The 18,356-nt window shown below is 46.8% G+C and carries 22 protein-coding genes; 9 read left to right on the forward strand and 13 right to left on the reverse strand.

Going from position 1 to position 18,356, the window contains the following annotated elements:
- Nucleotides 1–7: 7 nt before the first annotated feature.
- From panB to ICN40_RS09800, 6 genes are read right to left on the reverse strand one after another with little or no spacing between them, the layout of a single operon-like run.
- The gene (gene panB / locus ICN40_RS09775) at nucleotides 8–826 is read right to left on the reverse strand and encodes a 3-methyl-2-oxobutanoate hydroxymethyltransferase (RefSeq protein WP_216243734.1); all 819 of its coding nucleotides are present in this window, start codon (nucleotides 824–826) and stop codon (nucleotides 8–10) included.
- A 17-nt stretch (nucleotides 827–843) separates the two neighbouring features.
- A complete protein-coding gene (gene folK, locus ICN40_RS09780) occupies nucleotides 844–1,371 on the reverse strand; it encodes a 2-amino-4-hydroxy-6-hydroxymethyldihydropteridine diphosphokinase (RefSeq protein WP_216243736.1) in 528 nt (175 codons plus the stop codon).
- A 52-nt stretch (nucleotides 1,372–1,423) separates the two neighbouring features.
- Nucleotides 1,424–2,824, reverse strand: coding sequence for a polynucleotide adenylyltransferase PcnB (gene pcnB, locus ICN40_RS09785; RefSeq protein WP_216243738.1), 1,401 nt, complete (start codon nucleotides 2,822–2,824; stop codon nucleotides 1,424–1,426).
- Nucleotides 2,821–3,501, reverse strand: a complete 681-nt coding sequence (locus ICN40_RS09790; RefSeq protein WP_216243740.1) for an HAD family phosphatase — start codon at nucleotides 3,499–3,501, stop codon at nucleotides 2,821–2,823. Before ICN40_RS09790 ends, pcnB begins: the two co-directional genes overlap by 4 nt.
- Nucleotides 3,502–3,519: 18 nt before the next feature.
- Complete coding sequence (gene hda / locus ICN40_RS09795; RefSeq protein WP_072582823.1) at nucleotides 3,520–4,275, reverse strand: DnaA regulatory inactivator Hda; 756 nt, start codon at nucleotides 4,273–4,275, stop codon at nucleotides 3,520–3,522.
- Between the two features lie 11 nt (nucleotides 4,276–4,286).
- A complete protein-coding gene (locus ICN40_RS09800; RefSeq protein WP_216243742.1) occupies nucleotides 4,287–5,276 on the reverse strand; it encodes an AI-2E family transporter in 990 nt (329 codons plus the stop codon).
- A gap of 72 nt (nucleotides 5,277–5,348) precedes the next feature.
- On the opposite strand from ICN40_RS09800, the gene purM reads away from it, so the two are divergent.
- A complete protein-coding gene (gene purM / locus ICN40_RS09805) occupies nucleotides 5,349–6,401 on the forward strand; it encodes a phosphoribosylformylglycinamidine cyclo-ligase (protein WP_216243743.1) in 1,053 nt (350 codons plus the stop codon).
- A gap of 11 nt (nucleotides 6,402–6,412) precedes the next feature.
- Here purM and miaA read toward each other — a convergent pair whose 3' ends face one another.
- Entirely contained in the window at nucleotides 6,413–7,420 is a 1,008-nt protein-coding gene (gene miaA, locus ICN40_RS09810) for a tRNA (adenosine(37)-N6)-dimethylallyltransferase MiaA (protein ID WP_216243744.1), read from the reverse strand.
- Between the two features lie 58 nt (nucleotides 7,421–7,478).
- Here miaA and ICN40_RS09815 point away from each other — a divergent pair, with 58 nt between their 5' ends.
- Nucleotides 7,479–8,123, forward strand: a complete 645-nt coding sequence (locus ICN40_RS09815; RefSeq protein ID WP_216243745.1) for a VTT domain-containing protein — start codon at nucleotides 7,479–7,481, stop codon at nucleotides 8,121–8,123.
- A gap of 45 nt (nucleotides 8,124–8,168) precedes the next feature.
- Here ICN40_RS09815 and ICN40_RS09820 read toward each other — a convergent pair whose 3' ends face one another.
- Both ICN40_RS09820 and murJ read right to left on the reverse strand, forming a co-directional pair.
- Entirely contained in the window at nucleotides 8,169–9,011 is an 843-nt protein-coding gene (locus tag ICN40_RS09820) for a SirB1 family protein (protein WP_216243746.1), read from the reverse strand.
- Nucleotides 9,012–9,016: 5 nt separating this feature from the next.
- Nucleotides 9,017–10,570, reverse strand: a complete 1,554-nt coding sequence (gene murJ / locus ICN40_RS09825) for a murein biosynthesis integral membrane protein MurJ (protein WP_072582829.1) — start codon at nucleotides 10,568–10,570, stop codon at nucleotides 9,017–9,019.
- Between the two features lie 151 nt (nucleotides 10,571–10,721).
- On the opposite strand from murJ, the gene rpsT reads away from it, so the two are divergent.
- Nucleotides 10,722–10,988: a 30S ribosomal protein S20 gene (gene rpsT / locus ICN40_RS09830; RefSeq protein ID WP_071466054.1), complete on the forward strand. Its 267-nt coding sequence runs from the start codon at nucleotides 10,722–10,724 to the stop codon at nucleotides 10,986–10,988.
- Nucleotides 10,989–11,061: 73 nt separating this feature from the next.
- Here the strand turns inward: rpsT and ICN40_RS09835 are convergent, their stop codons facing one another.
- Nucleotides 11,062–11,376 carry a DUF3579 domain-containing protein gene (locus ICN40_RS09835; protein ID WP_216243747.1) on the reverse strand — a complete coding sequence of 105 codons (315 nt, stop codon included), beginning with the start codon at nucleotides 11,374–11,376 and terminating at the stop codon, nucleotides 11,062–11,064.
- A 152-nt stretch (nucleotides 11,377–11,528) separates the two neighbouring features.
- Between ICN40_RS09835 and argF the strand changes: the two genes are divergently transcribed.
- The 3 genes from argF to ICN40_RS09850 all read left to right on the forward strand — a co-directional run bounded on the left by argF (nucleotide 11,529) and on the right by ICN40_RS09850 (nucleotide 14,147).
- Nucleotides 11,529–12,476 (forward strand): ornithine carbamoyltransferase, encoded by a 948-nt coding sequence (gene argF / locus ICN40_RS09840; RefSeq protein WP_192846854.1) that lies wholly within the window; start codon nucleotides 11,529–11,531, stop codon nucleotides 12,474–12,476.
- Nucleotides 12,477–12,555: 79 nt separating this feature from the next.
- The gene (locus tag ICN40_RS09845) at nucleotides 12,556–13,788 is read left to right on the forward strand and encodes an argininosuccinate synthase (protein WP_072582832.1); all 1,233 of its coding nucleotides are present in this window, start codon (nucleotides 12,556–12,558) and stop codon (nucleotides 13,786–13,788) included.
- Nucleotides 13,789–13,841: 53 nt separating this feature from the next.
- Nucleotides 13,842–14,147: a pyrimidine/purine nucleoside phosphorylase gene (locus tag ICN40_RS09850; RefSeq protein ID WP_072582833.1), complete on the forward strand. Its 306-nt coding sequence runs from the start codon at nucleotides 13,842–13,844 to the stop codon at nucleotides 14,145–14,147.
- A gap of 83 nt (nucleotides 14,148–14,230) precedes the next feature.
- Here ICN40_RS09850 and ICN40_RS09855 read toward each other — a convergent pair whose 3' ends face one another.
- Together ICN40_RS09855 and ICN40_RS09860 are read right to left on the reverse strand one after the other, a co-directional pair.
- Complete coding sequence (locus tag ICN40_RS09855) at nucleotides 14,231–14,689, reverse strand: DUF192 domain-containing protein (RefSeq protein WP_374222788.1); 459 nt, start codon at nucleotides 14,687–14,689, stop codon at nucleotides 14,231–14,233.
- A 90-nt stretch (nucleotides 14,690–14,779) separates the two neighbouring features.
- Entirely contained in the window at nucleotides 14,780–14,983 is a 204-nt protein-coding gene (locus tag ICN40_RS09860; protein WP_011903586.1) for a cold-shock protein, read from the reverse strand.
- A gap of 276 nt (nucleotides 14,984–15,259) precedes the next feature.
- Between ICN40_RS09860 and clpS the strand changes: the two genes are divergently transcribed.
- The 3 genes from clpS to ICN40_RS09875 are packed head-to-tail and all read left to right on the forward strand — an operon-like array spanning nucleotide 15,260 to nucleotide 18,195.
- A complete protein-coding gene (clpS, locus tag ICN40_RS09865) occupies nucleotides 15,260–15,616 on the forward strand; it encodes an ATP-dependent Clp protease adapter ClpS (protein WP_255561302.1) in 357 nt (118 codons plus the stop codon).
- Nucleotides 15,613–17,919 carry an ATP-dependent Clp protease ATP-binding subunit ClpA gene (gene clpA / locus ICN40_RS09870; RefSeq protein ID WP_216243749.1) on the forward strand — a complete coding sequence of 769 codons (2,307 nt, stop codon included), beginning with the start codon at nucleotides 15,613–15,615 and terminating at the stop codon, nucleotides 17,917–17,919. The genes clpS and clpA overlap by 4 nt, the downstream gene beginning before the upstream one ends.
- Nucleotides 17,920–17,961: 42 nt before the next feature.
- Entirely contained in the window at nucleotides 17,962–18,195 is a 234-nt protein-coding gene (locus ICN40_RS09875; protein ID WP_072582836.1) for a hypothetical protein, read from the forward strand.
- Nucleotides 18,196–18,257: 62 nt separating this feature from the next.
- Here ICN40_RS09875 and ICN40_RS09880 read toward each other — a convergent pair.
- Nucleotides 18,258–18,356: IS3 family transposase (locus ICN40_RS09880; protein ID WP_216243757.1), on the reverse strand; the 99-nt coding region annotated here is incomplete at its 5' end.

The raw sequence follows: 18,356 nt of genomic DNA on the forward strand, positions 1-18,356 counted from the left end.
CTGGCAATTAGCCAGCGAAGCCATGCTCGGGTCCGGGGAACTTCCCGGACTTCACTTCGCGCACATAAGCCTTGATGGCGGCTTCAACGGAGTGATGACCATCCATAAAGTTTTTGACAAACTTCGGTGGCTTACCTGGGCTGATGCCCAACATATCCTGTAGAACCAATACCTGACCGGAGCAATCTGGACCAGCACCAATTCCGATAGTGGGAATATGAAGCTCGGCAGTAATCTTTTTACCCAATGAAGAGGGAATTGCTTCCAACACTACCATTTGGGCTCCAGCTTCTTGGCAGGCAAGTGCTTGCTCAAGCATGACGCTTGCAGCATCTTTAGATTTCCCCTGCACTTTGTAGCCGCCCAAGACATGAACTGATTGAGGTAGTAATCCTAAGTGAGCGCAAACAGGAACACTGCGCTCAACTAAATGACTAATGACATCAATCTGCCAGTCGCCACCGCCTTCAAGCTTAACCATATCTGCACCAGCACGCATTAATTGAGCAGAGGATTCGAGAGCCTGCACTGGATCTCCGTAGCTTGCAAATGGGAGGTCAGCGATAAGAAATGCATGGGTATTAGCACGGGCTACACATTCGGTGTGATACGCCATTTGTTCAATGGTCACTGGCGTAGTGCTGGAGTGTCCTTGGATCACATTCCCAAGAGAGTCACCAATCAAGATCGTTTCAACAGCGCAGCGATTGAGAAGGGCTGACATAGTTGAGTCGTATGCTGTGAGCATGGCAATTTTTTCACCCTCAGCATGCATTGCGAGGAGCTTAGTAATTGTGATTGGCTTATCGCCTTGTAAGTAACCCATGGCGAGAGTTTAATGAATTAATGCGCCGTTTGGCTATAAACGTCTTTTTCCCCGCAATTACAGTTCCTGCAGGGGAGTTTTTCAATTCTTTGGTGTGCCACGTTGGGTAGGTAGGCCTTGAGTTCGCCCCAGTTAGGCAAAAAGATATCGGGAGCGATTTCCAGCAGGGGTAGGAGCACAAATGAGCGCTCGATAATTCTAGGATGCGGCAACATCAATTCTGATTCGCTTTGAGTAACCCCTTCAAACGAAAGGATGTCTAGGTCAAGAGTCCGGGGGGCATTTGCATATGGGCGCTCACGACCAAATTCTTGTTCAATGGTTTGGCAAACATGTAAAAGGCCGTAGGGGCTTAACTCGGTTTCGACTTCAATGACGGCATTAATGTAGTCGCCGCCTGTAGCTTCAACAGGCGCGCTTTGATAAAAACAGCTTTTTGCCAAGATTTGCAGTTCGGAGCGCAATGCCAAACAAACAATGGCATCAGTAATAAGCTGACGCGTGTCGCCGATGTTGCCGCCAAATCCGATATATGCCCGTGCCATAGGTTTCCAAACTAGAGATGAAACTACTTTACTGAAATTTCTCTAAGTCTGCTTAGCTTGCTGCACTCTCTGGGGGCACTGCCGCTTTTGGCTTTCTTCGACGCCGTCTTTTGGCAGGACTTGGACTGCTACCAGATTCATTTTTGACGCTAGCCATCAGCTCATCTTGCCCTGTGACGTCGGTTGCAATGAAGTCTGTCCACCACTGCCCGATTGCTGGGTTTAATTCCTCGGTGGCGCAGCGGAGCAACATAAAGTCATAACCCGCTCTAAAACGTGGGGATTCGATGAGGCGATAAGGGTATCGCCCCACGCGTCTCTCAAAGCGGGGTTGCATAGACCAAATTTCGCGCATATCGCTTTCGAAGCGTCGTTGAATCGTCATGCCGCTACTTTGAGTGGCAATCGTGTCGTCCATCGCATCATGCAAGGCAGGAATATTAGCCATTCCTTTAGCGGAGTTGGCTTTCCAATTCTTTAGTAGATCAGGCCAGAGCAGGGTGGCAAATAAAAACCCAGCAGAAACGCTTTTACCGGATTGAATGCGTTCGTCAGTATTGGCCAAAGCCAGCTTTACAAAATCATTGGCCCCCTTGGAGTCTGCGCCTGTATCCAGAATGTGGTCTAAGAGCGGGAGAAGACCATGATGCAATCCAGCATCTTTGAGCCCTTGGATTGCTGCCCAAGAGTAGCCGGACATCAAGAGCTTCAAAATTTCATCAAAGAGCCTCGCAGAGGGGACATCGTTTAATAGTTTGCCCAGCTTTGCAATGGGCGCGCGTGTAGCGCCATCTAATTCAAAGCCAGTCTTTGCTGCGAAGCGTACTGCCCTGAGCATGCGAACAGGATCTTCGCGATAGCGCTTTGCTGGATCGCCAATCATGCGCAAAGTTTTCTTTTGCATATCTGCCATGCCGCCGTGATAGTCCAAAACAGTTTCGGACGAAGGGTCGTAATACATTGCGTTGATTGTGAAATCGCGTCTTGCAGCATCCTCACCTTGCGAGCCCCAGACGTTATCGCGCAGGATCCGGCCGCTCTCAGCTACGTGATCTCCAGCGTTATCTAATAGGGCCCTGAAGGTGGATACCTCAATGATTTCAGGATGGCCTTTGCCAAAAAAAGTCACGTGCACAATTTGAAAGCGGCGACCAATTAGGCGCGCTTTGCGAAAGAGTCTTTGCACTTGATCTGGTGTTGCATTGGTTGCCACGTCAAAATCTTTTGGACTGATACCAAGAGCAAGATCTCTAACGGCGCCACCGACAATAAATGCCTCAAATCCTGCTTGCTGCAATGTGTGCGTTACCTTGACTGCATTCTTAGAAAGCAAATGCGGATCAATTCGATGTGCTTTTTTAGGGATGCGCTTTGGGGCGCCAGTATTGTTGGCCTGCGTATGCTTGACCATCGGGTCACGCCGCAAAATACGTTTAATAAATTTAGTGATCATGCAAACAATTCAAGAATGGGCCAGTTGCGCTGCTTAGCTTCGTTGCGAAGACGATCATCTGGATTGGTGGCAACAGGATGACTTACTTTTTCGAGTAAAGGAAGATCGTTCATCGAGTCAGAATAAAAATAACTATAAGGTAAAGCATCTAGAGACAGTTTTTGCGATGCTAACCAGTCGTGTAGATTTTGAATCTTACCTTCGCGGAAATTGGGAATGCCTTTGACTTCGCCAGTGTAGTTACCTAATGGGTGGTTGTCTTCAGTGGCGGGCTCTGTAGCAATCAGATGCTCGATGCCAAAGCTTTCGACGATAGGGCGCGTCACAAAGCTGTTGGTGGCAGTAATCACGCAGCAAAGATCACCAGCATCTTGGTGACGTTTTACTAGATCGATTGCTTTTTCTCGGATTTGGCCATTAATAACTTCTTTCATAAAGGCGTCATGCCACTCTTTGAGTTGCGCGCGTGAATGTTCTGAGAGTGGCTTAAGAGCAAAACGCAGAAACTCATGAATATCCAGCTTGCCTTCTTTGTAGTCTTGATAAAAGCGCTCGTTTTGTCGTGCATAGTATTCGCTGTCTACAACACCAATGCGAGCCAAAAATTGACCCCATTCGTAATCGCTATCGCAAGGCAAAAGGGTGTGGTCTAAATCGAAAAGGGCTAGCTGAGTCACGAATTGATATTTAATAAATTATTTGGGCTGCAAGAGCTCGCGAACAAGGGGTAAGGTTACAGCACGTTTTGTTTCAAGGGAGTAAGCGTCTAAAGCATCCATCAATGCCATCAGGCTGGGCATATCGCGATAAAAGCGACTTAACAGCCAAGGCAACACATCGGGGGATAAAACAAGCCCTCGCTCTTTGGCTGCTTCCTCTAGTGCTTGTATTTTCTCATCATCATCCAAAAGCTGCGTTTGAAAGATTAAGCCCCAGCCCAGACGGGTTCGCAGGTCTTCTCGAAGCTTGAGATTGGCTGGAGCAGCGTTTCCGGCCATAAAAATATGAATCGCTTTGCTTCCTTGAACGCCATTCAGGATCCGAAATAAGGAGCCAACAAGACGATCATCTAGCTGGTCAACATCATCAACGGTGATGACTGAAGGGGTATCACTTTCAGTCATTGCATTCATCTTTTCTTCTAAGCGAACCCAAGCAGTAGGTTCGAGTGGAGAGAGGGCAATGTGTAACAGGCCAGCATGCTTCGCCGCATTTTCAATGGCATTTAGTAGATGAGTACGACCTGAACCCTCTGGCCCCCACCAATAAATCCAGCGCTGATTGAGCGGGTTATCAGAGCTTTGAGGGCTGACCTTGCCCCAAGATTTTTCAATATTTTGCAGAGCAGAAATTAAGGCAAGATCTTTCCCGGGAAGATAGTTTTCTAAACTAGCTATGGGTGAGTGACTAATGTCTAGCGCAAATTGTTTTGGAAGCGAGGGTGTATTCATTGCTACCAAACTTATTTTTGATACCAAGAGCTTTGCGTATAAATAGACCATAAGTACTGGACTAAGACTAAGCTGACCGCACTAATTGGTAGGGCGAGTAATACACCAAAGAAGCCAAATAGCTTGCCAAAGAAAAGCAACGCAAACAAGACGGCAACGGGATGCAGGCCAATGCGCTCGCCCACTAGGCGTGGCGTCAAGAAGAAGCCTTCTAAGAATTGCCCAATTCCATAGATGACTAGTACACCGATGATTTCTGAGCCCGGACCAAATTGAAGAAGGGCCGAAACTATAGCAAGCGTGAATCCTAGTGCAATGCCGATATAAGGAATCACAATCATTAAGGCGGTAAAAATACCCAAAGCAACCGCACCTTTGATGCCAATCAAAGTCAAGCTAATGCTATAGAAAGCGGACATGATGGAGACAACGATTACCATGCCATTGAGATACTGCGAGAGCAGGCCATCGGTATGCATTGCAAGATGGTGTACGGTTTCTTGGGCGCGCTTAGGCACTAAATTTTTGACGTACTGAAAAAATTGATTCCAATCGATCAATAAATAAAACATCACAAATAAAATTAATACGGAATTTACAAAGCCAGTGATTACTGAGCTACCCGACATGAGTACTGTATCTATCGTAGTGCTCATCAGGGAGTCAGCATTGTCGCTAATGTGTTCCGAAATCTTTTGAGAGGCGGTGCTTTTTAAGCTACCCCAATCAACATCAATATGAAATTCAGCTAATTTAGGACCCAGCCATGCCTGTGTATTTGAGATCCATCCTGGGAGCTGGGCTTTGATTAGGGGAATTTCTGTTTTGAGGAGGCCTATAAAGAGGCTCAATATCGCCGTTACTGCAGCCAACCCTAAGATGACAGTGAGTCCTGCAGCCAGGGATGAGGGAATGCGTCTTCTTTCCAGCCATAGAAAAGCAGGCCTCAGGATGTAGGCAAGGATGAATGCAGCCAGAAAAGGGGTAAAAATTTCAGCCATGACGAGTAATCCTCTAGAATTCAATGATTCTACTGACCTAGTAGCATTTTTTACTAATATTCCAGCGCTGACATGACCTCATCTACTAATTCTTCCTCAAAAGGCCTTTCCTACCGTGACGCTGGTGTCGATATTGATGCTGGCGATGCCCTGGTTGACCGCATTAAGCCGCTTGCCAAGAAAACCATGCGCGAGGGTGTTTTGGCCGGAATTGGCGGCTTTGGGGCCCTTTTTGAGGTACCTAAGCGCTATAAGGAGCCAGTATTAGTATCCGGTACGGATGGTGTTGGTACTAAGCTAAGGCTGGCTTTTGAGTGGAATCGTCATGAAACCATTGGTCAAGACTTGGTAGCCATGAGTGTGAATGACATCCTGGTTCAGGGTGCTGAGCCCCTTTTCTTCTTGGACTACTTTGCATGCGGCAAGTTGACTGTGGATACCGCAGCAACGGTTGTTGGTGGCATTGCCAAGGGTTGTGAATTATCTGGTTGCGCATTAATCGGTGGTGAGACCGCAGAAATGCCGGGCATGTACCCACCAGGCGAATATGACTTAGCCGGATTTGCCGTGGGCGCAGTTGAAAAATCCAAAATCATTACTGGCGCAACGATTGTTCCGGGTGATGCGGTATTAGCAGTTGGCTCTAGTGGCGCACATTCAAATGGCTACTCATTGGTCCGTAAGATTATTGAGCGTGCTGGTGCAAAGCCTACTGATGATTTGGGCGGTCGTCCATTGGGTGATGTGGTGATGGCGCCAACAGAAATTTATGTGCAGCCGCTTCTCAAATTGATTTCTGAAATCAATGTAAAAGGAATGGCACATATTACGGGTGGTGGTTTGGTTGACAACGTACCACGCGTGCTCCCAGAAAATACTCAAGCAATTTTGCATCGTGATAGCTGGCAAATGCCAGACCTCTTCCGTTGGTTGCAGATGAAGGGTGGCGTTGCTGATGCTGAAATGGTGCGCGTATTTAACTGCGGCATCGGTATGGTTGTGATTGTTGCGCCTGATCAAGTGGATACAGCAATCAAATCATTAACTGCGCAAGGTCTCAAGGCTTGGACAGTTGGTGAAGTGGTTGAGCGTCCAAAAGATGCGCCACAAACCATCGTTATCTAAACGATCTACCTTTATTTTTGGATGAGATTGCTTTTGCAATAATCTAGCGCCGCCTTCAACTCTTCGGGGTTGAAGGGGTCAAATGTGCTTCTTCCATCTATTGCACGCAGCCAAGTCAGTTGACGCTTACCAAGTTGGCGTGTGGCTGCCAATGCTTTGTAGCGCATTTCCTCAGCATCAATTTCACCATTGAGAAACTCCCAAGCTTGGCGATAACCAACCGAACGTATCGCTGGAAGATCTGCATGCAATCCAGTATTGGTACGTAGCGCTTTGACTTCATCCATAAATCCAGCGGCAAGCATTTCATCAAAACGCTTTTCTAAGTTCAGATGCAAACGCTTACGATCACTTGGTTCAAGCGAAACTAACTTAATCCATGATGGAATCGCTGAACCTTCTCTGCCATCTTCACTGGGTGAGTCGGCCAGTAATATGGACATCGGTTTGCCAGTAATTTCATAAACCTCTAGAGCGCGTTGCACTCGTTGGGAATCGTTTGGCTTTAAGCGCGCTGCAGTTTTGGGATCAACCTTGGCAAGCTTGTCGTGCATTGCTGGCCAGCCAATGGCTTTACCCTCTTCATCCAAACGAGCACGAATTTCTGGATTTGCAGGAGGGAGCGAGGAGAGGCCATGAGCCCAAGCCCGCCAATACAACATCGTTCCACCAACCACCACTGGAATATTGCCTCGCGCACGAATCTCGGTGCAAAGTCGTTTTGCATCGTTAGCAAAACGCGCCGCTGAATACACTTCAGTAGGATCGATTATGTCAATCAGATGATGAATAACTGCTTCTTGTTCTGACTTAGTTGGTTTGGCACTCCCGATATCTAGACCCCGATAGACCAAAGCAGAATCCATGCTGATAAGTTCAATCGTTAGGCCAACGGATTTCGCATACTCAGCTAAAGACATGGCGAGATGGGTTTTGCCTGCACCAGTGGGCCCAACAATACAAAGCGTTGAGACTTCATCTGGAGCATGCATAGGCTGAATGTAGGGTTCAGTTTGCATACCTGATTATAAGAGCCTGTTAATATCCGCAACAACCCATAAGTTAAAGAGCGAGTTGATGGATACCCTTTTGCAAATTAGTGATTTATTGCTGCATATTGATAAACATTTAGATGTGGTGATTCAGCAATACGGTCCTTGGGCCTATGGCCTCCTATTTGCTATTGTTTTTGCAGAAACAGGCCTAGTGGTCGCACCTTTCTTACCAGGTGATTCGCTTCTGTTCATTGCAGGCGCCTATTGCGCTACCGAGCATTTCAATATCTGGACCTTGTGTATTGGTTTATTGATTGCTGCGGTCGCAGGCAATACCGTGAACTACTTCATTGGCCGCTGGATTGGTAAACGAGTATTCAGCAGTCAATCACGCTGGATTGATCAAGGCGCTTTATTAAAAACCCACGCTTTTTATGAAAAGCATGGTGGCAAAACAATCATCCTTGCCCGCTTCTTGCCAATTATTCGTACCTTTGCACCTTTTATTGCCGGCGTATCCGAGATGAACTTCTCACGTTTCCAGTTATTCAATATCACTGGTGCAGCGTTGTGGGTCTTTGGATTGGTCGTAGCAGGATATTTCTTTGGCAATATCCCTGTCATTCGCCAGAATCTCAATGTGATCGTCCTGGTAGGTGTGGGTGCAGCTGTTGTGCCAGTTTTATTTGCAGCAGCCTACAAAATTTTTCAGCGCAAGAAAAGCTAACAGAAGTTTAAAAACCAAAGTACTAACACTAATGCCCACTCGGCCTTAGTGCAGCTTGGTTTGACTTTCAAGTGTGGCAATGTGCTCGCGGATGTCGCCAGCATCCTCAGCTTCTGGAACTTCGCTGAGATAGCGATGCATATCCGCCAATGCGGGACGTAAATACTCTAGTTGCGCAAAGATCAAACCTCTATCCCGAATCTCTTCAATAGAGTCCGGCAGTAGGATCACCAAGCGCTCTTGAATACCCAGTAAACGCTCCCAGCGCTCATGTTCTGAGTAAATCATTTTGAGGTTTCTCAGAAAGCGCGACAGAATCTCTCTCGAGCTAGAAGCACGTAGGAAGATATTGAGCGGCAGACTCAACTCACCCCGATAGCCTTTAGCGTCGAGGTAGGGATCAAGCATTTCTTGTAACTGAGTCTTTGATAACGATTCACCGGTCAAGGGATCCATGATGACTTCACCCTGTTGCAAAGAGATTCGCATCATGAAGTGATTCGGAAATGAAACCCCCCGAATTTTCAAACCAATTTGATTGCCTAATTCCATCATCAAAATAGCTAATGAGATGGGGATCCCTCTGCGATTTTCAAGGATGTAATGCAAGTACGAATTTTCAGGAGCATAGAAATCATTTGGGTTCGGACCAAAACCCAGCTCGGTATAAAAGAAATGCTTCAAAATTTGTAAGCGCTGAACAGGTGAGGTATCAGGCGTGATGCGAGTTTTGAGTTTGTTACCCATCTCATCAATTTGATCGAGAACCCCTTGAACATCTAAATCAGGATAAGCGTGCTGTGCGACAGCGATTGCTGCCTCCGTTAAAGGAAGATGTTCGTCTTCAGCAACTAGGGAGGTGAAATAGTCGAGTTGTTGTGTTGGCATACTGGCTATTTTGCATGACGCAAGAATTTTTGCCAGCGAATTCCAACTAAACCTAGTGATGCGAAGTAAACAATGGCCGCAAGACCTAGCCATGCTCCCACCAAGCCAATACGTAGCCATGGCTCAGCTTGGAGGGCAATCCAATTGTGTGTGCCAGCAGCATAAAAAAGCACTGCTGCGAAGGGGATGAGAGCTAACAATAGCTGACCGAGGTACTTGAGCCAGCCTGAATTAGGTAGAGCTCCGCGTCGATGCAGGCCAACCCATAGCAGGGCGGCGTTTAGACAGGCGCCAGTACCAACTGAAAGGGCAAGGCCAGCATGCCCAAGCCAGGGAACAAATACTAGGTTGGCTAACTGGGTGGCTACTAAAACGAGTAATCCAATCTTGACGGGGGTGCGGATGTCTTGACGTGAATAAAATCCGGGTGCCAAAATTTTTACCAGAATTAAACCAATGAGGCCAACACCATAAGCCGCTAATGCACGTTGCGTCATCACGACATCAAGCGCACTGAATTTACCGTAGTGATACAAGACTGCTGCTAAAGGCTCGCCAAAAATAAAGAGTGCAATTGCGCAAGGCGCGGCCAGTAAGAATGTGAGTTGCAATCCCCAGATGAGTAATTCGCCGGCATGTACCAAATCGTTTTTGGCGTTGGCCTTGCTGAGGCTTGGTAAAAGAACGGTTCCCAAGGCAACACCCAGTAGTGCAGTTGGAAATTCCATCAAGCGATCTGCGTAGGATAGCCACGACACACTTCCCGCCTGCAGACGTGAAGCAATGTTGGTATTAATGATGAGGGAGATTTGTGCGACAGAAACTGCAAAGACTGCTGGCCCCATTAATTTCATGACGCGCCGAGCTTCCGGATTGGTGACGGCTGATTTGATGGCACCAGGCAATAAGCCAATACGAGGCAATAGGCCGAGGCGAGCAAGCGTTGGAACTTGAAGGGCAAGTTGCAGTATTCCACCAAGTAAAACACCAATACTTAAGGCATAAATTGGTTGCTCTAAGTGGGGCGCCAAAAAGATGGCGCTACCAATTAAGGCAAGGTTGAGTAAGACAGGCGTAAAAGCTGGGATTGCAAAGCGGTGATAAGTATTCAAGATCCCCGCTGAGAGCGAGACCATAGAAATTAGCCCGATATAGGGGAACATGATTCGGGTCATAACGACGCTGGCGTCATAGGCTGGGCCGCCTTTAAACCCTGTGGCAATGACCAGAATGAGCACTGGGGCGCCAATGACTCCCAGTAGTACCGTAAGCAGCAAGGCCCAAAATAAGAGCGTGGCGACTGCATTTATGAGGATTTTGGCCTTAGTTTGATCTTCGTTTGTGGCAATTTCGCCCAAAATCGGCACAAAAGCTTGAGAAAAGGCCCCTTCGGCAAATAGCCGACGTAGCAAATTGGGTAGTCTAAAAGCCACATTAAAGGCATCTGTCCACTCGGAAGCCCCGAAACTACGGGCAATGAGGGTCTCCCGGAGCAGGCCCGTAATACGGGACAGCATAGTCAGGGAGCTGACCTTGGCAGCGGCAGAAAGCAGATTCATGAGGCGATTTTCACCTATTTATCGGTCGGCTGGGCTTTTTTGCCCCTTTAAGGTAAAATCTTGGGTTTTGGCGAGCTTGCTTATGATTCTGGCAAGTCCGCAAGATTTTTAACTAACCGCATTTTGCAATTTATAGAGGCAAGGTTTAAAGATGGCCAATACAGCACAAGCGCGCAAGCGTGCACGCCAAGCAGTAAAACAAAACGAACATAACTCCAGTTTGCGTTCAAAGCTCCGCACTTCCATTAAGGCAGTTCGTAAAGCGATTGAAACTGGTGATAAAGCTTCTGCAGCGAAAGTTTTCGCGGCAACTCAAGCAACAATCGACAAGATTGCTGACAAAAAGATTGCTCACAAAAACACTGCAGCTCGTCAGAAGTCACGTTTGTCTGCAGCTATCAAGGCGATGGCAGCGTAATACAGTTTTAGTTTTAGGCTGGTCGAAGTAGTTTCGACCTAAGCCCGCTCCTCATCAGAGCGGGTTTTTGTTTTTAAAGCTGGGCTGGGGTTGTTGGGTTGAACTCACACGCCTCTTCGATTGGTAGGCTATTGTCTTTGGCAAAGTTCATGACAAAGTCTAGCGCTCGGGGATCTAGATCCCTCAGTCGAGTATCAATAACAACGCATTTCACTTTTGCAATAAGCACTGGTCTGACATAGGGCGAATAAGTGAAGCGAGGGTCCCCGGAATCACCGGGAGGGCGAAAAGTGGCCATCACCCCGCACAGACGCTCCGCCCAATCGCTGGGTCGAAATGGTTTGCCAGAAGTGGTAATGCCTTGAATGAAAAGCTTTTTGTGGTTCAAGTTCGCGTAATGATGGTTGTAAGAAATAGTATTACTAAGTCCTCTAGCTTAACAGCCCAAGTTGGCCGTAAGATGGCTTTAGGGTCTATTTTCGTGCAGCCGAATGTTTGAAGAAAAAAATGCAAGCCAAAACTTTAGTAGAAAGCTCAACTATGACATCGCTGGCAAAGCCTCAAGTGCCCGGTAAGGTAAAGCACTACCTGCAGTTTTCCGACCTGACTCGTCAAGAGTACGACTATTTACTCAAGCGTTCGGCGTGGCTTAAGGCCAAATTCAAGAGCTATGAAACTTGGCATCCACTGCATGACCGCACTTTGGCCATGATTTTTGAGAAGCACTCCACCCGTACTCGTCTGTCCTTCGAGGCGGGCATCCATCAGCTTGGTGGTCATGCGGTATACCTGAACACCAGAGATACCCAATTGGGTCGTGGCGAGCCTGTAGAGGATGCTGCTCAGGTGATTTCAAGGATGACTGACATCATCATGATTCGCACCTTTGGCCAAGACATTATTGAGCGTTTTGCATCGAATTCACGGGTGCCGGTAATCAATGGCCTAACAAACGAATTTCACCCTTGCCAAGTATTGGCCGATATCTTCACGTTTGTAGAGGCCCGTGGCCCGATTCAAGGAAAGACGGTAGCTTGGGTAGGTGATGCCAATAATATGGCCTATACCTGGATACAAGCGGCTGAATGTTTAGATTTTCAGTTGCGCTTCTCTGCGCCAGAGGGCTATCAGTTGGATGCAACACGTTTGTCGCCGAAATCCGCCAAGCATTTAACCATTTGCGCCGATCCTAAAGAGGCCTGCAACGGGGCTGACCTAGTGAGCACCGACGTCTGGACCAGCATGGGTTATGAAGACGAAAATACTTTACGCATGAATGCTTTCCAGGATTGGATGGTGGATGAAGAGTTGATGGCATTAGCTAAGCCTAATGCGCTGTTTATGCACTGCTTGCCAGCGCACCGTGGTGAAGAGGTTTCAGCAGAAGTGATTGACGGACCACAAAGTATTGTTTGGGAAGAGGCGGAAAATCGTTTGCATGTCCAAAAGGCTCTAATGGAATATTTACTCTGTGGTCGTTTGGATTAAGTAATAAAACTTCAGCAATAAAATAATTAACAAATAACAAGCAATTCGTTTTCATTAATTTTGATTGAATAAGAAAAACATGTCCGATATTAAAAAAGCAGTCTTGGCGTATTCTGGCGGTCTAGATACCAGCGTGATCTTGAAGTGGCTTCAAGATACTTATGGCTGCGAGATCGTGACCTTTACCGCTGACTTAGGTCAGGGCGAAGAGCTGGAACCAGCGCGCGCTAAGGCTTTGCAATTTGGCATCAAGCCTGAAAACATTTTTATTGATGACTTGCGCGAAGAGTTTGTTCGTGACTTTGTGTTCCCAATGTTCCGTGCGAATACGATTTACGAGGGTGAATATTTGTTGGGCACCTCTATTGCGCGCCCATTAATCGCTAAGCGCCAAATTGAAATTGCTCGCTTGACTGGCGCTGACTCTGTATCGCACGGCGCGACCGGCAAGGGAAATGACCAGGTTCGCTTTGAACTAGGTTACTACGCCCTTGAACCAGGAATCAAGGTAATCGCTCCTTGGCGTGAATGGGATCTTCTCTCACGTGAGAAGTTGATGGCTTACGCAGAAAAGCATGGCATTCCGGTTGAGATGAAGCATAAGCAAGGCGGTTCACCGTACTCAATGGATGCGAACCTCTTGCACATTAGCTATGAAGGCCGTCACCTCGAGAATCCAAACGCAGAGGCAGAAGAGTCTATGTGGCGTTGGACCGTTTCTCCTGAAAAGGCTCCAGATGCCCCAGAAATTATCGAGCTCGAATTTAAGGCTGGCGACCCGGTAGCGATTGATGGAAAAGCCTATAAGCCACATGAGTTGTTGGCTGAATTAAATCGTCTTGGTGGTAAACATGGCATTGGTCGTCTCGACCTAGTAGAAAACCGCTTTGTTGGCATGAAGAGCCGTGGCTGTTACGAAACGCCTGGCGGCACCATTCTTCTAAAGGCTCATCGTGGTATCGAAAGCATCACCTTGGACCGTGAAGTAGCCCACTTAAAGGATGATTTGATGCCTCGCTATGCCAGTTTGATCTACAACGGTTTGTGGTGGGCGCCAGAGCGTCTCGCACTCCAAACCTTGATTGACCATACACAACTGGCTGTGAATGGCGTTGTGCGCCTCAAGCTCTACAAAGGTTCCGTCTCCGTGATTTCACGTGATTCAGCAAATACTTTGTTTGATCAAAATATTGCAACCTTTGATGATGACGGTGGCGCATATAATCAAGCAGATGCTGGCGGCTTTATTAAGCTCAATGCATTACGTATGCGTATTGCTGAAACAGCTAGACGTAAGCGCGCCAAGAAATAAAAAACAATAAAACAAGCAAACTATTAGAACCTAACAGAATAGAAAGAACCAAGATGCAATTTGACCAAGTTTCCGTAGGCAAGAAGGCCAATGTATTTTTTGATGGCAAGTGTGTTTCTCATACTGTGACATTGCCTAATGGCGTTCGTAAGTCAGTTGGTGTGGTATTGCCAAGCACCTTGCGTTTTGACTTAAGCACTAGGGAGATTATGGAAGTAGTTGATGGCAATGCTTTTGTCAGCATCAATGGGGCCCCTGAGCAAGAGTTCAAGGCTGGTCAAAGCTGGGAAGTGGAAAAGGGCGGTTACTTCATTATTCGTGCTGAGCAACCAGTGCACTACGTTTGCCATTTTGAATAAATCAAAGGTGCCCACAAACAAAACGCAGACCTCGGTCTGCGTTTTTTATTGGCCTAACATCAATGGATTTGAGTGATGTTGAATTAATTTCTCGGCAAACCCGTAACAACCGTCCCTGGGACGATCACACGCTCAGAGAACCACTGCTTGTTCATTTCCAGTGCATAGCGCACAGCTGCTTTAGGGCAGTGATTGTTGGTAGTTTCAGCCTGCATCTCTTCAATGTTCACAATCTTGCCATCATCTGCAATGAACGCAATCGAGAGCGGGATCTTGGTGTTGTTCATCCAGAAGCAGTGACCAGCTTTTTGTTCGAATATAAATAACATTCCAGAATTGCTTGGCATGCTGGCTCGGTTCATGAGACCAACTTCTCTAGCCTTCGGTGTATCGGCAAGCTCAGCCTGAATACGGTAGATGCCCGTCTTTAATTCAATGTTGGGTAGACCAACGTTAACCTGGGCGAGCGTTAGGGTGGAGTAAAGAAAGAGCGCAGTAGAAAATACTTGGCGCAATAATTGTGAAGTGCTGGAGATTGATATAGACATGCTGTGTATTTTAAGTCATACAAATTGCAGGCGAAAAAAAACCCAGGAACGAATCCTGGGTTTTTAATAATGATCTAAGGACTATTAAGCCGCTTGGATATTGGTAGCTTGCTTGCCTTTAGGACCTTGGGTAATGTCAAACGTTACCTTTTGGTTTTCCTTGAGGGTTTTGAACCCAGGCATAGTAATTGCGCTGAAATGCGCGAACAACTCTTCTTCACCATCATCAGGTTTGATAAAGCCAAAACCTTTTGCATCATTGAACCACTTAACAATTCCGGTCGCCATGCGAACTCCATTACATAAACTTAAAACAACCGTGATGAGGGTAAATACTTTTTAATCAGTCTCAATCCACAACACGCCTAAATAGAACCTCTCTTGAAGCCTACCCCCCGATTGTTTGCCCTTTTTGGAGGGGTGTCAAGGAGTTATATGCCCCTACCCCCTAGTAATTACCCCTTTTTTTATCGAAAAATGCCCCAATATGGGTTTAAGAGGGGTTTTTGCGTGTTTTTCGCAACATGACCCCTGTAAATTAAAGTTTGGATATCTGTGTTTAGAATGTTTCTCATGAGTCGCGCTCCCAAAAATCCCACTATTGGCAACCCCAGCAATCCGTACGTTGAAGATACCCTTCTGCTCGAAAAGCAAATTGAGCAAGTTAAGGCGCCTTCGATGTATAAAGTTTTATTAATGAATGACGATTACACACCAATGGAATTTGTGGTGATGGTGATTCAGGAGTATTTTAATAAGGATCATGAAACAGCTACACGCATCATGTTGCAAGTACATTTAGTTGGCAAGGGTGTTTGCGGAGTATTTACCCGCGATGTTGCCGCTACGAAAGTGCATCAAGTTATCGAACTCTCCCGTGAAGCGGGTCACCCACTACAGTGCACTATGGAGGAAGCATGATTGCCCAAGAATTAGAAGTGAGTTTGCACATGGCGTTTGTTGACGCAAGGGCATCGCGACATGAGTTCATTACGGTCGAGCATTTACTCGCAGCCTTATTAGATAACGCTACCGCGGTAGAGGTCTTAAAGGCTTGCGCAGTCAATATCGCAGAGCTACGCGCTCAACTCAAAAACTTTATTAACGACAACACACCTGTAGTGCCGGGGAATGATGAGGTTGATACGCAGCCCACGCTGGGATTTCAGCGTGTGATTCAGCGCGCCATCATGCACGTGCAGTCAACATCAAACGGCAAGAAAGAAGTGACCGGCGCAAATGTGCTGGTCGCCATCTTCGGTGAAAAAGATTCGCATGCGGTTTATTTCTTGCAACAGCAGGGCGTTACCCGTTTAGATGTCGTGAACTTCATCAGTCATGGTGTGCGTAAAGATCAATCAGAGCATGTCAAGCCCGTTGAGCCTTCGCAGGAGGCTGAGGAATCTGCATCTTCTGGTAAAGAAAGCCCTCTTGAGCAATATACCCAGAACCTCAATGTAATGGCCCGTCAAGGCAAGATTGACCCATTAATTGGGCGCGAGAGCGAGGTAGAGCGCGTGATTCAAGTGCTCTGCCGTCGTCGCAAAAATAATCCGTTATTGGTGGGCGAGGCTGGCGTAGGTAAGACAGCAATTGCTGAGGGCTTGGCCTGGAGAATTGTGAAGGGCGACGTGCCGGATATTTTGGCTAACGCGACTGTTTACTCTTTAGACATGGGTGCTCTTTTAGCGGGCACTAAATACCGTGGTGATTTTGAGCAACGCTTGAAGAGTGTTCTCAAGTCACTCAAAGATCACACTCATGGTGTTTTATTTATTGATGAGATTCATACGCTGATTGGAGCGGGTGCAGCTTCTGGTGGCACATTGGATGCGAGCAATTTATTGAAGCCCGCTTTGTCTAATGGCCAGTTGAAATGTATTGGCGCAACCACATTTACGGAATACCGTGGCATCTTTGAAAAGGATGCAGCTTTATCACGTCGTTTCCAGAAGGTGGATGTTGTAGAGCCAACCGTAGATCAAACAGTGCAAATCTTACGCGGCTTAAAGTCGCGCTTTGAGGAGCATCACAGCGTGAAGTATGCGGCTGGTGCATTAGTTGCTGCCGCAGAACTTTCTGCTCGCTATATCAATGATCGTCATTTGCCAGATAAGGCGATTGACGTCATCGATGAAGCCGGTGCCGCTCAACGTATTTTGCCGAAGTCTAAGCAGAAGAAAACTATTGGTCGCCCAGAGATTGAAGAAATTGTGGCAAAGATTGCGCGCATACCGCCACAATCAGTAACAGTCGATGATCGTAGTAAGTTGCAAACTCTGGATCGTGACATTAAGAGTGTGGTCTTCGGTCAAGATCCTGCGATCGAGGCCTTGGCTAGTGCTATCAAAATGACTCGTGCTGGTCTAGGCAAGATCGATCGTCCAATTGGTTCGTTCTTGTTCTCCGGACCAACTGGTGTTGGTAAGACTGAAGTTGCTAAACAGCTTGCCTACATTCTAGGTATTGAGTTGCTCCGTTTTGATATGTCCGAGTACATGGAGCGTCATGCAGTGAGTCGCTTGATTGGTGCGCCTCCAGGTTATGTAGGATTTGATCAAGGCGGCTTACTCACTGAAGCTGTTAATAAGAAGCCACATTGCGTGCTTTTGCTTGATGAAATTGAAAAAGCTCACCCAGATATTTTCAATATTCTCTTGCAGGTGATGGATCATGGCACTTTGACGGATAACAATGGTCGTAAGACTGATTTCCGTAATGTGATCATCATCATGACTACTAATGCCGGCGCTGAGGCAATGCAGAAATCAACCATTGGCTTTACCAATGCGCGTGAGTCTGGTGATGAGATGGCTGATATCAAGAAGTTCTTTACGCCAGAGTTCCGCAATCGCTTGGATGCCATTGTTTCCTTTAAAGCTCTTGATGAGTCGATCATCATGCGCGTGGTTGATAAGTTCTTGATGCAGTTAGAGGAGCAACTCCATGAGAAGAAAGTGGATGCAACATTTAGCCCTGCCTTGCGAGCCCATTTGGCCAAGCATGGCTTCGATCCTTTAATGGGCGCTCGTCCGATGCAACGCATTATTCAAGACACTGTGCGTAAAGCACTTGCTGATGAGCTGCTGTTTGGTAAGTTAGCTCAAGGCGGTCATGTGGATGTTGATATTGATGCTGATGGCAAAGTCCTATTGAACTTTGATGCTCCAGTATTGCCAGGAAAACGTTCTAAAGCTGATGTAGCACCTGCTGAAGAAATTTAATTCGCTAATTTTTTAAATAAAATCCATCCAAAAAAGGAAGATATGTCTCATCACGATAAATTACTAGAAGCTTTTGAAAACTACAAAGCTGAAAATGAAAAGTTTCAAGGCAAAGGTATTAAAGCTTCTGCAGCACGCGCTCGTAAGGCTTTGCAGGAGATTGCTGGTTCTTGCAAAGAGCGCCGTAAAGAAATTACTGCTGAAAAAGAATCTCGTGAAGGCGCTGGAGCAGGCATGTCACAAGATGCGGCTCGTAAGGCCCATATTCGCAAGTAAGTAATTTGTAATCTAAGAAGAGCCACCTTTGTGAACTGACCCCATAAAGTTGGACAGTTTAATTAGCTTACCAGAAGGGATTGAGTTCGGTAATTTACCGGACTTAATCCCTTTAGTTTTTGCTTGATTCGATCATGGTTGTAGTAATGGATGTATTCACA

It is taken from the genome of Polynucleobacter sp. Fuers-14 (assembly GCF_018882045.1).
Classification (GTDB): domain Bacteria; phylum Pseudomonadota; class Gammaproteobacteria; order Burkholderiales; family Burkholderiaceae; genus Polynucleobacter.

Coding starts and splice junctions, on each gene's coding strand:
- ICN40_RS09850 (WP_072582833.1), top strand. CDS start 13,842: ATGCAATTTGACCAAGTTTCCGTAGGCAAGAAGGCCAATGTATTTTTT.
- ICN40_RS09800 (WP_216243742.1), bottom strand. CDS start 5,276: ATGGCTGAAATTTTTACCCCTTTTCTGGCTGCATTCATCCTTGCCTAC.
- clpS (WP_255561302.1), top strand. CDS start 15,260: ATGTTTCTCATGAGTCGCGCTCCCAAAAATCCCACTATTGGCAACCCC.
- pcnB (WP_216243738.1), bottom strand. CDS start 2,824: ATGATCACTAAATTTATTAAACGTATTTTGCGGCGTGACCCGATGGTC.
- miaA (WP_216243744.1), bottom strand. CDS start 7,420: ATGCAAACTGAACCCTACATTCAGCCTATGCATGCTCCAGATGAAGTC.
- hda (WP_072582823.1), bottom strand. CDS start 4,275: ATGAATACACCCTCGCTTCCAAAACAATTTGCGCTAGACATTAGTCAC.
- purM (WP_216243743.1), top strand. CDS start 5,349: ATGACCTCATCTACTAATTCTTCCTCAAAAGGCCTTTCCTACCGTGAC.
- ICN40_RS09860 (WP_011903586.1), bottom strand. CDS start 14,983: ATGGCGACCGGAATTGTTAAGTGGTTCAATGATGCAAAAGGTTTTGGC.
- argF (WP_192846854.1), top strand. CDS start 11,529: ATGACATCGCTGGCAAAGCCTCAAGTGCCCGGTAAGGTAAAGCACTAC.
- ICN40_RS09820 (WP_216243746.1), bottom strand. CDS start 9,011: ATGCCAACACAACAACTCGACTATTTCACCTCCCTAGTTGCTGAAGAC.
- ICN40_RS09875 (WP_072582836.1), top strand. CDS start 17,962: ATGTCTCATCACGATAAATTACTAGAAGCTTTTGAAAACTACAAAGCT.
- panB (WP_216243734.1), bottom strand. CDS start 826: ATGGGTTACTTACAAGGCGATAAGCCAATCACAATTACTAAGCTCCTC.
- murJ (WP_072582829.1), bottom strand. CDS start 10,570: ATGAATCTGCTTTCTGCCGCTGCCAAGGTCAGCTCCCTGACTATGCTG.
- ICN40_RS09845 (WP_072582832.1), top strand. CDS start 12,556: ATGTCCGATATTAAAAAAGCAGTCTTGGCGTATTCTGGCGGTCTAGAT.
- ICN40_RS09815 (WP_216243745.1), top strand. CDS start 7,479: ATGGATACCCTTTTGCAAATTAGTGATTTATTGCTGCATATTGATAAA.
- folK (WP_216243736.1), bottom strand. CDS start 1,371: ATGGCACGGGCATATATCGGATTTGGCGGCAACATCGGCGACACGCGT.
- clpA (WP_216243749.1), top strand. CDS start 15,613: ATGATTGCCCAAGAATTAGAAGTGAGTTTGCACATGGCGTTTGTTGAC.
- rpsT (WP_071466054.1), top strand. CDS start 10,722: ATGGCCAATACAGCACAAGCGCGCAAGCGTGCACGCCAAGCAGTAAAA.